At 54.2% G+C, this 14811-nt stretch carries 12 protein-coding genes; 11 read left to right on the plus strand and 1 reads right to left on the minus strand.

The genetic code is table 11. The features are described from left to right. The first annotated feature begins 36 nt into the window (after nt 1-36). The 5 genes from ileS (at nt 37) to rihC (ending at nt 5809) form a co-directional block, all read left to right on the plus strand. On the plus strand, nt 37-2853 hold the full coding sequence (gene ileS / locus KXR87_RS04840) for an isoleucine--tRNA ligase (RefSeq protein ID WP_437431121.1): 2817 nt from the start codon (nt 37-39) through the stop codon (nt 2851-2853). Further along, a complete protein-coding gene (gene lspA / locus KXR87_RS04845; RefSeq protein WP_437431122.1) occupies nt 2853-3350 on the plus strand; it encodes a signal peptidase II in 498 nt (165 codons plus the stop codon). Before ileS ends, lspA begins: the two co-directional genes overlap by 1 nt. Before the next feature lie 78 nt (nt 3351-3428). Then, complete coding sequence (fkpB, locus tag KXR87_RS04850) at nt 3429-3899, plus strand: FKBP-type peptidyl-prolyl cis-trans isomerase (RefSeq protein WP_437431123.1); 471 nt, start codon at nt 3429-3431, stop codon at nt 3897-3899. Next, nucleotides 3880-4830, plus strand: coding sequence for a 4-hydroxy-3-methylbut-2-enyl diphosphate reductase (ispH, locus tag KXR87_RS04855; protein WP_437431124.1), 951 nt, complete (start codon nt 3880-3882; stop codon nt 4828-4830). The genes fkpB and ispH overlap by 20 nt, the downstream gene beginning before the upstream one ends. 64 nt (nt 4831-4894) lie before the next feature. Continuing rightward, on the plus strand, nt 4895-5809 hold the full coding sequence (rihC, locus tag KXR87_RS04860) for a ribonucleoside hydrolase RihC (protein ID WP_437431125.1): 915 nt from the start codon (nt 4895-4897) through the stop codon (nt 5807-5809). Here rihC and KXR87_RS04865 read toward each other — a convergent pair. Then, nucleotides 5790-6704 (minus strand): LysR family transcriptional regulator, encoded by a 915-nt coding sequence (locus KXR87_RS04865; RefSeq protein ID WP_437431126.1) that lies wholly within the window; start codon nt 6702-6704, stop codon nt 5790-5792. The genes rihC and KXR87_RS04865 overlap by 20 nt on opposite strands. Before the next feature lie 92 nt (nt 6705-6796). Between KXR87_RS04865 and KXR87_RS04870 the strand changes: the two genes are divergently transcribed. From KXR87_RS04870 to KXR87_RS04895, 6 genes are all read left to right on the plus strand, one after another. Further along, nucleotides 6797-7420, plus strand: coding sequence for an alanyl-tRNA editing protein (locus KXR87_RS04870; RefSeq protein ID WP_437431127.1), 624 nt, complete (start codon nt 6797-6799; stop codon nt 7418-7420). Between the two features lie 245 nt (nt 7421-7665). After that, nucleotides 7666-8487, plus strand: a complete 822-nt coding sequence (dapB, locus tag KXR87_RS04875) for a 4-hydroxy-tetrahydrodipicolinate reductase (RefSeq protein WP_437431128.1) — start codon at nt 7666-7668, stop codon at nt 8485-8487. A 456-nt stretch (nt 8488-8943) separates the two neighbouring features. Then, the gene (gene carA / locus KXR87_RS04880) at nt 8944-10092 is read left to right on the plus strand and encodes a glutamine-hydrolyzing carbamoyl-phosphate synthase small subunit (RefSeq protein ID WP_437431129.1); all 1149 of its coding nucleotides are present in this window, start codon (nt 8944-8946) and stop codon (nt 10090-10092) included. 18 nt (nt 10093-10110) lie between these two features. Next, entirely contained in the window at nt 10111-13335 is a 3225-nt protein-coding gene (gene carB / locus KXR87_RS04885; RefSeq protein WP_437431130.1) for a carbamoyl-phosphate synthase large subunit, read from the plus strand. Between the two features lie 160 nt (nt 13336-13495). Next, nucleotides 13496-14353 carry a hypothetical protein gene (locus KXR87_RS04890; RefSeq protein WP_437431131.1) on the plus strand — a complete coding sequence of 286 codons (858 nt, stop codon included), beginning with the start codon at nt 13496-13498 and terminating at the stop codon, nt 14351-14353. Between the two features lie 133 nt (nt 14354-14486). Next, a complete protein-coding gene (locus KXR87_RS04895) occupies nt 14487-14720 on the plus strand; it encodes a YgdI/YgdR family lipoprotein (RefSeq protein WP_437431132.1) in 234 nt (77 codons plus the stop codon). Nucleotides 14721-14811: the final 91 nt, after the last annotated feature.

Raw genomic sequence — 14811 nt, forward strand, 5'->3', positions numbered from 1 at the left:
TGCCTGACACGTAATAAATACGGAACCGAGAATCTGATGAGTGACTATAAATCTACCCTGAATTTGCCGGAAACAGGGTTCCCGATGCGTGGCGATCTCGCCAAACGCGAACCGGGAATGCTGGCGCGTTGGACCGATGATGACCTGTACGGCATCATTCGTGCAGCCAAAAAAGGCAAAAAAACCTTCATTCTGCATGATGGCCCTCCCTATGCGAATGGCAGCATTCATATTGGTCACTCAGTAAACAAGATTCTTAAAGACATTATTGTGAAGTCCAAAGGACTCGCAGGATATGACTCGCCTTACGTACCAGGCTGGGACTGCCATGGTTTACCTATCGAGCTGAAAGTAGAGCAGGAATTTGGCAAGCCGGGCGAGAAATTTACCGCCGCTGAGTTCCGCGCAAAATGCCGCGAATATGCTGCCACTCAGGTTGACGGCCAGCGCAAGGACTTTATCCGCCTTGGCGTGCTGGGTGACTGGTCACGTCCGTACCTGACGATGGACTTCAGAACCGAAGCCAACATCATCCGGGCGCTGGGTAAAATCATCGGTAACGGTCACCTGCATAAGGGCGCGAAGCCGGTGCACTGGTGCGTAGACTGTCGTTCTGCGCTGGCAGAAGCGGAAGTCGAGTATTACGACAAAACGTCCCCGTCTATTGACGTCGCGTTTGAAGCTGTCGACCAGGATGCCATCAAGGGCAAATTCGGCCTGCCAGCGGTAAGCGGTCCTGTCTCACTGGTTATCTGGACCACCACCCCGTGGACGCTGCCGGCTAACCGCGCTATCGCTCTCTCCCCGGAGTTTGACTACGCGCTGGTGCAGATTGACGGTAAAGCGGTTATCCTGGCGAAAGACCTGGTAGAAAGCGTGCTTAAACGCGTCAACATCAGTGAATACAGCGTACTGGGTACCGTGAAGGGCGCTGAGCTTGAGCTGATGCGCTTCAAACATCCGTTCCTGGACTTTGATGTTCCAGCGATCCTTGGCGATCACGTCACCCTGGAAGCCGGTACCGGTGCGGTACACACCGCAGGTGGCCACGGCCCGGACGACTACACGATCAGTCAGAAATACGGTCTGGAAATTGCCAACCCGGTTGGCCCGGATGGCGCGTATCTGCCGGGGACTTTCCCGGTTCTTGATGGCGTAAACGTCTTTAAAGCCAACGACATCATCGTCAACCTGCTGCGCGACAACGGTTCGCTGCTGCACGTTGAAAAAATGCAGCACAGCTACCCATGCTGCTGGCGTCATAAGTCGCCGATCATTTTCCGTGCGACCCCGCAGTGGTTCGTGAGCATGGATCAGAAAGGTCTGCGCGCGCAGTCGCTTTCCGAAATCAAAGGCGTGCAGTGGATCCCGGACTGGGGTCAGGCGCGTATTGAATCCATGGTGGCTAACCGTCCGGACTGGTGTATCTCCCGTCAGCGTACCTGGGGCGTGCCGATGTCTCTGTTCGTGCATAAAGAGACGCAGGAACTGCATCCGAACACGCTGGAACTGATGGAAGAAGTGGCGAAGCGCGTCGAAGTGGACGGCATTCAGGCCTGGTGGGATCTCGATTCCCGCGACATCCTGGGCGCTGATGCAGACCACTACGAGAAAGTGCCGGATACCCTGGACGTCTGGTTTGACTCCGGTTCCACCCACTCCTCTGTTGTTGACGTTCGTCCTGAATTTGCTGGCCACGCAGCGGATATGTATCTCGAAGGTTCTGACCAGCACCGTGGCTGGTTCATGTCCTCTCTGATGATCTCCACTGCCATGAAGGGCAAAGCACCTTATCGCCAGGTACTGACTCACGGTTTCACCGTTGATGGCCAGGGTCGTAAGATGTCTAAATCCATCGGCAACACCGTGTCGCCGCAGGATGTTATGAACAAACTGGGCGCGGACATCCTGCGTCTGTGGGTCGCATCTACCGATTACACGGGCGAAATGGCGGTCTCTGACGAGATCCTCAAACGCGCTGCCGACAGCTATCGCCGTATCCGTAACACCGCGCGCTTCCTGCTGGCAAACCTCAATGGTTTTGATCCGGCGAAAGACATGGTGAGTCCGGAAGAGATGGTGGTGCTGGATCGTTGGGCGGTGGGCTGTGCGAAAGCGGCACAGGAAGACATCGTCAAAGCCTACGAGTCTTACGATTTCCACGAAGTGGTGCAGCGCCTGATGCGTTTCTGCTCCATCGAAATGGGCTCGTTCTACCTCGACATCATCAAAGACCGCCAGTACACCGCGAAAGCTGACAGCGTGGCGCGTCGCAGCTGCCAGACCGCACTGTTCCATATTGCCGAAGCACTGGTGCGCTGGATGGCGCCAATCATGTCCTTCACCGCCGATGAAATCTGGGGCTATCTGCCAGGTGAGCGCGAGCAGTATGTCTTCACCGGTGAGTGGTACGAGGGGCTGTTTGGCCTCGCCGCAACCGAGGCGATGAACGACACCTACTGGGACGAGCTGCTGAAAGTGCGTGGTGAAGTCAATAAGGTTATCGAGCAGGCGCGCGCAGACAAGAAGGTCGGTGGCTCTCTGGAAGCGGCAGTCACGCTGTTTGCTGAGCCTGAACTGGCTGCCAAACTGACGGCGCTGGGCGATGAATTACGATTTGTCCTGTTGACCTCCGGTGCACAAGTTGAAGATTATGCTCAGGCTTGTGCTGATGCCCAGCAGAGCGAACTGCTCAAAGGGCTGAAAGTAGCATTGAGCAAAGCCGAAGGAGACAAGTGCCCGCGCTGCTGGCACTACACTCAGGACGTCGGTAAGGTGGCGGAACACGCAGAAATTTGCGGACGCTGTGTCAGCAACGTTGCCGGTGACGGCGAAAAACGTAAGTTTGCCTGATGAGTAAATCTGTCTGTTCAACAGGGCTGCGCTGGCTATGGCTGGTTGTGGCCGTGCTGATTATTGATCTTGGCAGCAAGTACCTGATCCTCCAGAACTTCGCTCTGGGGGATACGGTGTCGCTGTTCCCGTCACTTAATCTGCATTACGCACGTAACTATGGCGCGGCGTTCAGTTTTCTTGCCGATAGCGGTGGCTGGCAGCGTTGGTTCTTTGCTGGTATCGCGATCGGTATCTGTGTGGTGCTGACGGTGCTGATGTACCGCGCTAAGGCATCGCAGAAGCTGAACAATATCGCCTATGCGCTGATCATTGGTGGGGCGCTTGGCAATTTGTTCGATCGCCTGTGGCATGGTTTTGTCGTCGATATGATCGATTTTTATATGGGCGACTGGCATTTTGCTACCTTTAATCTTGCGGATACGGCCATTTGTATTGGCGCCGCGTTGATTGTGCTGGAAGGCTTCTTGCCTTCCGCCGAGAAAAAAGCCGCATAACATTGCCGGGTGGCGCTTATCAGGTTTTCTTGCCTGATAAGCGCATCGCCATCAGGCCCAACAAGTGAGCAAACCTGCATGTCAAAATCCATACAGAGTAATAGCGCGGTGCTGGTTCACTTCACGCTCAAGCTCGAAGATGGCTCCACCGCTGAGTCGACCCGCAATAATGGTAAACCTGCTCTGTTTCGCCTGGGAGACGGTTCGCTCTCTGAAGGACTGGAACAGCACCTGCTGGGGCTGAAAGAGGGAGATAAAAAAGCCTTCTCTCTGGAGCCTGATGCGGCGTTTGGTACACCGGTTCCCGATCTGATTCAGTACTTCTCGCGCCGTGATTTTATGGATGCAGGGGAGCCTGAAATCGGTGCGATTATGCTCTTTACCTCTATGGATGGCAGCGAAATGCCGGGCGTGATCCGTGAAGTCAACGGCGACTCTATCACCGTGGACTTTAATCATCCGCTGGCAGGCCAGACCGTTCATTTTGATGTTGATGTACTGGAGATTGAGCCAGTACTGGAGGGGTTGAATGCAGATTCTGTTGGCTAACCCACGCGGTTTTTGCGCCGGGGTTGACCGTGCTATCAGCATTGTTGAAAACGCACTGGAAATTTACGGTGCGCCCATTTACGTTCGTCACGAAGTGGTTCATAACCGCTACGTGGTAGACAGCCTGCGCGAACGCGGGGCGATTTTTATTGAGCAAATCAGCGAAGTGCCTGACGGCGCAATTCTCATTTTCTCTGCGCATGGCGTATCCCAGGCGGTGCGCAATGAAGCAAAAAGTCGCGACCTGACGGTCTTCGATGCTACCTGCCCGCTGGTAACGAAGGTGCATATGGAAGTCGCACGTGCCAGCCGCCGTGGCGAAGAAGCCATCCTGATTGGTCACGCTGGTCACCCGGAAGTGGAAGGGACGATGGGCCAGTACAGCAACGAGAAAGGCGGTATGTATCTGGTGGAGTCACCCGACGACGTCGCCACGCTGAACATCAAAGATGTTGGCAAGCTCTCGTTCATGACCCAGACCACACTCTCGGTAGACGATACGTCAGAAGTGATAGATGCACTGCGTGAGCGTTTTCCCAAAATTGTGGGGCCCCGCAAAGACGATATCTGTTATGCCACGACCAACCGTCAGGAAGCGGTTCGTGCGCTGGCGGAGCAGGCTGAGGTGGTGCTGGTGGTCGGGTCGAAAAACTCGTCTAACTCAAATCGCCTCGCGGAGCTGGCCCAGCGTATGGGCAAATCGGCTTATCTGATTGATGATGCTTCAGATATTCAGGAAGTCTGGGTAAAGAACATCAACTGCGTGGGCGTCACCGCAGGGGCATCTGCTCCGGATATCCTGGTGCAAAACGTGATTACCCGTTTACAGGAGTTGGGTGGCGGCGACGCTATACCGCTGGAAGGGCGTGAAGAGAACATTGTTTTCGAAGTGCCAAAAGAGCTGCGGGTGGATGTACGCGAAGTCGAATAACCTTTTTGCGTTGCCAGTATGAGATGATGCCAGACTACGGTCTGGCATTTTTTATGGAGGAGTTATGCGTCTGCCCATTATTCTCGACACCGATCCGGGAATTGACGATGCGGCGGCCATCGCCGCCGCGCTTTTTGCCCCTGAGCTTGATCTGAGGCTGATAACCACGGTCGCAGGTAATGTCTCGCTGGAAAAAACGACGCGCAATGCGCTACAACTGCTGCATTTCTGGAATGCCAGCGTGCCCGTCGCGCAGGGGGCGGCCACCCCGTTACTGCGCCCGCTTCGCGACGCTGCGACTGTTCATGGCGAATCGGGAATGGAAGGGTACGCTTTCGTGGAGCATCAGCGCCAGCCGCTGGCGAAACCGGCATTCGAAGCTATTCGTGATCAGCTGATGGCATCGCCTGAACCTGTCACGCTGGTTGCGATTGGCCCCTTGACCAATATTGCGCTGCTGCTGACGCACTATCCTGAGTGTCAGTTCAACATCTGCCGCCTTGTCATGATGGGAGGCTCCGCCGGGCGCGGCAACTTCACCCCCAATGCGGAATTCAATATCGCCATTGATCCGGAAGCCGCCGCCCGGGTGTTCAATAGCGGAATTGAGATTGTGATGTGCGGTCTGGACGTGACAAATCATGCCACCCTGACGCCTGAATATCTGGCCTCCTTGCCTGCGTTGAATGAGACGGGAAAGATGCTCCATGCCGTGTTCAGCCACTACCGCAGCGGCAGTATGGCGACGGGTCTGCGCATGCATGATCTTTGCGCCATCGCCTGGCTGGCGCGTCCTTCTCTGTTCACGCTTAAACCCTGCTTTGTGGCGGTTGAGACGCAGGGCACATGGACAGCGGGGACCACGGTTGTGGATATTGAAGGTAAACTCGGAAAACCCGCCAACGCGCAGGTGGCGCTGGGTATCGATGTTGAGGCGTTCCGGGAGTGGGTTGCCAGCGTCATTCGTCTCGCGCCGTAATCGCCATTTTCTCACCCAGATAATCAATCATGGCCCGCATGCGTGCGGGCATATGCCTGCCTGACGACCACAGCAGCCAGAGTTCACCTGAATAGGCACTGATAAACTCCCACTCCGGCAGAACCTGCACAATCTCTCCGCTCGCCAGTTTTTCTCTGGCGGTAAACAGCGGCAGGCTACCAATACCCACATGATTCAGTACTGCATCCAGTCGTACGCCCGTGTGGTTGGCCGCATAGCGTCCCTGCGTTTGCAGGGTGACGGTCTTGCCGTTTTTGCAAAATTTCCAGCGTGAATCGGCAGGGGTTTCCCCCAGACTGATACAGCTGTGACTGCGCAAATCTTCTGGCTTTTCAGGCCTCCCGTGCTGTTGCAAATAGGCGGGTGTGGCGCAAATGAGATGGCGGATGGGCATTAAGGCTTTGCCATACAGGCCTGGTGAAGGGGAGTTGGTTATCCGCAGCGCAAGATCGATGCTCTCATCAATCAGATCCATATACCTGTCTTCCAGGCGCAGGCGCACGTTGACCTGCGGGTATGTTGCCAGAAAGTCACGCATCAGTGGATGAATAACAAAACGACCCACGGCTTTCGGCACACTGATGGTGAGCGTACCCTGGGCGATGTCCTGCACGCTACTACCCACATCCATCGCCAGTTTTGCCGCATCCAGCATGGTCTGTGCATGTGCGAAGACGGCATGTCCGGCGTCGCTTAGTCGCAGTTTTCGGGTGGTGCGGTGCAGCAATTTACTCCCCAACGCTTCTTCAAGGCGTGACACGCAGCGGCTCATCGCGGAGGGGGTGGCACCCGTCACCCGTGCGGCTGCAGAGAAGCTACCCTGTTCGACAATCTGAACAAAGGTGGCGAGATCGGGAAGTAAGGTAATGTTCATTTGTGTCTGCCAGGCAAAAGTGCGTTGAGGGAAGGACCGATTATCTTCATTACCGAAGATAATATACTGATGTCATTGAGAGGAGAAAATGAATGACCCAACGAGATTACTACACCTGTGATGAGACCGACGGAGAGGCGAATGTCCTGCGCTGTGTTAGCGCCGAGGATGGCGGTTTTAATGTAGAACTGGACGCAACCCTGTTTCACCCTCAGGGCGGTGGACAGCCTGCTGACAAGGGCTGGATTAATGAAGTTGCGGTGTTGGGCGTATTTAATGAGGGTGACAGCGTATGGCACCGTACCTCTGCGCCCATTGAACCCGGACGGGTGTCTGTCCGGGTCGACCGCGAACTACGACGCCTGCATTCGCGCTGGCACTCAGCCGGGCATTTGATTGGTTATGCAGGTGAAATGCATCAATTGCAGCCCGTAAAAGCGCATCACTGGCCGGGGGAAGGGCGTATTACCTTTACCGGTGCCAGCGCATTGCCAGATGGGGCTGCCCTGGAGGCGCTTATCACGGGATGGGTTGCAGAAAATCTTCCGCTGAACGTTGCGTTCGTCGATGGCAAACGACAGGTCCGTTTTGGTGAACTGCCGGCTTATGGCTGCGGGGGAACCCATATGCCAGCGACCGGTGAAATTGGTCTCATTACGCTCACCACCATAAAGCTCAAAAAAGGACAACTGATAGTGAGCTATAGCGTTGACTGACTCAGGCAGTGATATTCAAGGGTAATGCCGTGCCCGAAAGCATCTCATCGCCTTTCTGCTTTCGGGGACAGCACGTCCAGCCAGTTTTGCTTTGCAAATCGCAACATGCGCACTCATGCCTTTTACTGATACTTCATGCTGTTTATCATTTAATTCTTATTATCGTCGTTTTCAGTTGGCAGCCACGCCGTGGGCTGGTTAATCTGGAAGCGATTTCAGCATTTTATTAACAAAAGAGTACAACTATGCATGATGCACTAATCCGCGTTGCTATCGCGGGTGCCGGCGGGCGTATGGGCCGTCAGTTAATTCAGGCCACCCTGCAAATGGAGGGCGTTGCCCTGGGCGCAGCGCTGGAGCGTGAAGGCTCTTCCCTGCTGGGTAGCGACGCGGGAGAGCTGGCGGGTGTGGGCAAAACGGGCGTCACCGTCAGCAGTTGTCCTGAGACGGTAAAGGATGATTTTGACGTCTTCGTCGATTTTACCCGGCCTGAAGGCACGCTGGCGCACCTGGATTTTTGCCGCAAGCATCAAAAAGGGATGGTGATTGGCACCACCGGCTTTGATGATGCGGGCAGGCAGGCCATTAGTGACGCCGCGAAAGAGATTGGTATCGTCTTTGCCGCCAACTTCAGCGTGGGGGTGAACGTCATGCTGAAGTTGCTTGAGAAAGCAGCAAAAGTGATGGGTGAGTATACGGATATTGAAATTGTGGAGGCCCACCATCGCCACAAAGTGGATGCCCCGTCGGGCACCGCGCTGGCTATGGGTGAGGCGATTGCCCACGCCCTCGATAAAGATCTAAAAGAATGCGCCGTATACAGCCGCGAAGGATATACCGGCGAGCGCGTACCTGGCACCATCGGTTTTGCGACCGTGCGCGCGGGTGACATCATCGGCGAACATACCGCGATGTTCGCAGATATCGGTGAACGCATAGAGATTAGCCATAAAGCCTCAAGCCGTATGACATTCGCAAACGGTGCCATTCGCTCCGCTTTGTGGCTAAAAAACAAGGATAAAGGCCTTTTTGATATGCGTGATGTGCTCAGTCTTAACGATTTGTAAGTTTTATTACCCATCGTGATGTGGTTATTGCAGTCTTAACTTATTGATTGCATAGGGCAATATTTTATTGCCCTTTTATTTTATGCTTCACAAGGATTAATTTAATCCAGTCCCCTGTTTTGTGGCTTTATTAGCACTATTTTTGTCTCAAAAATGTTAATTTTGACCATCTGGTCTGGTTTTTAAGCCCCTGACGACAACCCTACCGTTTTCACCGCTGCGCAAGCGTTTACGTAGACGCATAAAGCTGATCTTTTCTATCCTTATTTCATGCTATTCTTTCCTGGGGCGCAAAAAGACATGAAAAATATGCGCGATAAGTTGACTTTTACCCTTCATGTCTCCAGAATGCCGCCGTTTGCAAAAAATTCGCGGCTACGCAGATTTGCATTGATTCAAGGGCTATATTTGAATTAATATGCAAATAAAGTGAGTGAATATTCTCTGGAGGGTGTTTTGATTAAGTCAGCGCTATTGGTTCTGGAAGACGGAACCCAGTTTTACGGTCGGGCCATAGGGGCAACAGGTTCGGCGGTTGGGGAAGTCGTTTTCAATACTTCAATGACCGGTTATCAAGAAATCCTCACTGATCCTTCCTATTCCCGCCAAATCGTCACTCTAACTTATCCCCATATCGGTAACGTCGGCACTAACGCCGCTGATGAAGAGTCCTCTCAGGTACATGCGCAAGGTCTGATTATTCGCGACCTGCCGCTGATTGCCAGCAACTACCGCAACACCGAAGACCTCTCTTCTTATCTGAAACGCCATAACATTGTGGCCATCGCCGATATTGATACCCGTAAGCTGACGCGTTTGTTGCGTGAGAAAGGGGCACAAAACGGCTGCATTATCGCGGGAGATAATCTGGATGCTGCGCTGGCGCTGGAAAAAGCCAAAGCGTTCCCGGGTCTGAACGGGATGGATCTGGCGAAAGAAGTCACTACCGCTGAAACCTACAGCTGGACGCAGGGAAGCTGGACGCTTGCAGGCGAGCTGCCGGAAGCGAAAAAAGAGAGTGAGTTGCCGTTCCATGTGGTGGCCTACGATTACGGCGCAAAACGTAACATTCTGCGTATGCTGGTTGATCGCGGCTGCCGCCTGACCGTGGTGCCGGCCAAAACCCCGGCAGAAGACGTGCTGAAAATGAATCCGGACGGCATCTTCCTTTCCAACGGCCCTGGCGACCCGGCACCGTGCGATTACGCTATCAATGCGATTAAATCCTTCCTGGAAACTGAGATTCCCGTCTTTGGCATCTGCCTTGGTCATCAGCTTCTGGCTCTGGCAAGCGGCGCAAACACCGTGAAGATGAAGTTCGGCCACCACGGCGGCAACCATCCGGTGAAGGATATTGACAACAACACGGTGATGATTACCGCACAGAACCACGGTTTTGCTGTGGATGAAGCCTCCATGCCTGCCAACCTGCGAGTGACCCACAAATCACTCTTTGATGGCACCCTGCAGGGGATCCATCGCACCGATAAACCGGCGTTCAGCTTCCAGGGACACCCGGAGGCGAGCCCGGGGCCGCATGATGCCGCGCCGCTGTTTGACCATTTTATCGAGTTAATTGAGCAGTACCGTCAGTCCGCGAAATAATCAGGAGTTAAGAGAGCCATGCCAAAACGTACAGACATAAAAAGTATCCTGATTCTGGGTGCGGGCCCGATCGTCATCGGTCAGGCGTGTGAATTTGACTACTCTGGCGCTCAGGCGTGTAAAGCCCTGCGTGAAGAGGGCTACCGCGTCATTCTGGTCAACTCCAACCCCGCTACCATCATGACCGACCCGGAAATGGCGGATGCGACCTATATCGAGCCTATCCACTGGGAAGTGGTACGCAAAATTATTGAAAAAGAGCGCCCGGATGCGGTTCTGCCCACCATGGGCGGCCAGACGGCGCTGAACTGCGCGCTGGAGCTGGAGCGTCAGGGGGTGCTGGCTGAGTTCGGCGTGACCATGATTGGTGCCACCGCCGACGCGATTGATAAAGCAGAAGACCGTCGTCGTTTCGACGTGGCGATGAAGAAAATCGGCCTTGATACCGCCCGTTCTGGTATCGCGCACAATATGGAAGAAGCGCTGGCGGTGGCGGCTGACGTGGGCTATCCGTGCATCATCCGTCCCTCATTCACTATGGGCGGCACCGGCGGCGGCATCGCTTACAACCGCGAAGAGTTTGAAGAAATTTGCGAACGCGGCCTGGATCTCTCCCCAACCAAAGAGCTGCTGATTGACGAGTCGCTGATTGGCTGGAAAGAGTACGAGATGGAAGTGGTGCGTGATAAAAACGACAACTGCATCATCGTCTGCTCCATTGAAAACTTTGATGCGATGGGCATTCATACCGGTGACTCTATCACCGTGGCGCCCGCTCAGACGCTGACTGATAAAGAGTATCAAATCATGCGTAACGCCTCGATGGCGGTACTGCGTGAAATCGGCGTGGAAACCGGCGGCTCTAACGTGCAGTTCTCGGTGAACCCGAAAAATGGTCGTCTGATTGTTATTGAGATGAACCCGCGCGTGTCCCGCTCTTCAGCGCTGGCCTCTAAAGCTACCGGCTTCCCGATTGCGAAAGTCGCGGCCAAACTGGCGGTGGGCTACACCCTCGACGAGCTGATGAACGACATCACCGGTGGCCGCACACCTGCGTCCTTCGAGCCGTCCATCGACTACGTGGTCACTAAGATCCCTCGTTTTAACTTCGAAAAATTTGTCGGCGCTAACGACCGCCTGACCACCCAGATGAAATCCGTTGGTGAAGTGATGGCGATTGGCCGCACTCAGCAGGAGTCCCTGCAGAAAGCGCTGCGCGGCCTGGAAGTGGGTGCCACCGGCTTTGACCCGAAAGTGAGCCTTGATGACCCGGAAGCGCTGACTAAAATTCGCCGCGAGCTGAAAGACGCAGGCGCAGAGCGTATCTGGTACATCGCCGATGCTTTCCGCGCCGGCCTCTCCGTTGACGGCGTGTTCAACCTGACCAATATTGACCGCTGGTTCCTGGTGCAGATTGAAGAGCTGGTGCGTCTGGAAGAGAAAGTCGCTGAAGTGGGCATTACGGGGCTGGACGCTGACTTCCTTCGTCATCTGAAACGCAAAGGCTTCGCCGATGCCCGTCTGGCGACGCTTTCCGGCGTGCGTGAAGCAGAAGTGCGCAAACTGCGTGACCAGTATGGCCTGCACCCGGTCTACAAGCGCGTGGATACCTGTGCGGCGGAATTTGCGACCGACACCGCCTACATGTACTCCACCTATGAAGATGAGTGCGAAGCGAACCCGTCCGTTGACCGCGATAAAATCATGGTGCTGGGCGGCGGTCCGAACCGTATCGGTCAGGGCATTGAGTTTGACTACTGCTGCGTTCACGCCTCGCTGGCGCTGCGCGAAGATGGTTATGAGACCATCATGGTCAACTGTAACCCGGAAACCGTCTCGACCGACTATGACACCTCTGACCGTCTCTACTTTGAGCCGGTCACGCTGGAAGACGTGCTGGAAATCGTGCGCATCGAGAAGCCAAAAGGCGTCATCGTGCAGTACGGTGGCCAGACGCCGCTGAAGCTGGCGCGCGCGCTGGAAGCGGCTGGCGTACCGGTTATCGGCACCAGCCCGGATGCGATTGACCGCGCCGAAGACCGTGAGCGTTTCCAGCAGGCGGTTGACCGTCTGAAGCTGAAGCAGCCGGCGAACGCCACGGTAACGGCTATTGAGCAAGCAGTTGAGAAGGCAAAAGAAATCGGCTATCCGCTGGTGGTGCGTCCTTCCTATGTACTGGGCGGGCGGGCAATGGAAATTGTCTATGACGAGATTGACCTGCGTCGTTACTTCCAGACGGCGGTCAGTGTCTCCAACGATGCGCCTGTCCTGCTGGACCGCTTCCTCGACGATGCGGTAGAAGTGGACGTGGACGCCATCTGCGATGGCGAAAGAGTCCTGATTGGCGGCATCATGGAGCACATTGAGCAGGCGGGCGTTCACTCCGGCGACTCTGCCTGTTCTCTGCCAGCCTACACCCTGAGTAAAGAGATCCAGGATGTCATGCGCGAGCAGGTACAGAAGCTGGCCTTTGAACTGCAGGTGCGTGGCCTGATGAACGTTCAGTTCGCGGTCAAAGACAACGAAGTCTACCTGATAGAGGTGAACCCACGCGCAGCGCGTACCGTTCCTTTCGTCTCCAAAGCGACCGGTATTCCACTGGCGAAAGTGGCCGCACGCGTGATGGCGGGCCAGACGCTGGCACAGCAGGGCGTGACCAAAGAGATTATTCCTCCTTATTACTCGGTCAAAGAAGTGGTGCTGCCGTTTAACAAATTCCCTGGCGTTGACCCGCTGCTCGGGCCAGAAATGCGCTCTACCGGCGAAGTCATGGGTGTCGGTCGCACCTTCGCAGAAGCGTTCGCGAAGGCACAGCTGGGCAGCAACTCCACCATGAAGAAGCAGGGCCGTGCGCTCCTCTCCGTGCGTGAAGGTGACAAAGAGCGCGTGGTCGACCTGGCCGCTAAGCTGCTGAAGTACGGCTTCGAGCTGGATGCGACGCACGGTACGGCGATTGTGCTGGGCGAAGCGGGCATCAACCCACGTCTGGTGAACAAGGTGCATGAAGGTCGTCCGCACATTCAGGATCGTATCAAGAATGGCGAGTACACTTACATCATCAACACCACTGCGGGTCGTCAGGCAATTGAAGACTCCAAGCTGATTCGCCGCAGTGCGCTGCAGTATAAAGTGCATTACGACACCACCCTGAACGGCGGTTTCGCGACGGCGATGGCGCTGAATGCGGATGCCACCGAGAAGGTGATTTCGGTGCAGGAGATGCATGCGCAGATCGTGAAATAAAACCGGGTTGACTAACCGAAAGCCAGCGCAAGCTGGCTTTTTTTATTTTCGTCCCCCCTAAATTTAATAGTTAATTTATTTTTCACTATGCGAGAGCCATCCTTTACCCTTAAAACCGTGTCGTTTACTGAGTTCGTCTTTCACGTTTAAGGAGAAACACGTGTTAAAAAGAATAATGCTTTTGGGTGCCTGTCTGACGTTAACCGCCTGTTTTGGCGACAGCAAAGAGTTTCTTATTGATAACCCGACCGGGAAACCATTAGCGATTTCGATCGACGATCAAAAAATAACGATCCCGGCAAAAGAAACGCAAAATATTAAGCTGGACGCGGGTCAACACACGCTGACCCTGGAGAGTGGTGAAAAGGTCAAATTCAGCGTGTTTGACGCCTGGCCTCGCTCAGGCGAGAGTGGTCTTATCAACCCTACCCGGACCCGCTATATATATGTGGTACAGAAGTATCTGGCGCAAGGGGTACAGCCAGCCGGTGAAAACAGTGATGTGCATACTCTGACGATTGACGGACAGACCGTCACCGGTCCGTTTAACGATCTGGGCAGCGAGCTGTTTATTGATAAATTCGCGAATAGCTGGGAACTGAAACCCACTGAAGCTTTCCCTGAATCGATGTCCTCTACCTCTAAAGATAACTACAAAACCAAGATATTCCGTATAGAGGACTTTAAGCACTATTATAGCAATGAGTTTTCTCCGTCTGCTGATTACACTCAAAATATGCGCATCACAGAGTCGCGTTATCAGCCGCCGGTTATCACCGCCCATTTCAGCTCCCCTGAGCTTCAGCAAAATCTGAATGATGCCACCAAAATTTACACCGACTTCATTCATGCCGGGTCGGCAGATGAACAAAAAGATCTGCTGAAAGAATTCGAAAAACAGAACCGCGAAAAATGGCGCAGCCCTAAAGCAGGCGGCGAAGAGCTGACCCGCTATTATGAAGTGATGACCAATCTGAATCACACCATGATGAGCTCTATTCTTGAGCTTAAACCCTAACCTCTGAGGGCCGGGCAGGCGCTTATCCGGCTGCCCGGCCTCAGAACCTTCTGTATTTACATAAATTTTCAGCAAGTTAACCTAAAATAATAAGGCGAATAATCAAAACCAACTGAAAGCAGGGGAGAACACCATGCGATCGAAACTACTGATAACGTCCATTTTTGCTGCCGCCACGCTGTTTACCGTCGCGGGCTGTTCATCCAATCAGGCAGTGAAAACCACCGATGGCAAGACCATTGTTACAGACGGTAAACCAGAAGTAGACAGCGATACCGGGCTGGTGTCCTATGAAAATGCTGAAACCGGTAAAACCGAGCAGATCAACCGCGATCAGCTTAAGAATATGAGCGAACTGGATAACTAAGTTCGCGAAGCAGTGGCCTCCGTCACTGCTTCTCTCTTCTTTTGCCTGATTATCAAGGCGGTATTTTCAGTGAGTACACAGGTTAGGCCTG

The organism is Yokenella regensburgei (assembly GCF_051486985.1).
Classification (GTDB): domain Bacteria; phylum Pseudomonadota; class Gammaproteobacteria; order Enterobacterales; family Enterobacteriaceae; genus CBFFRJ01.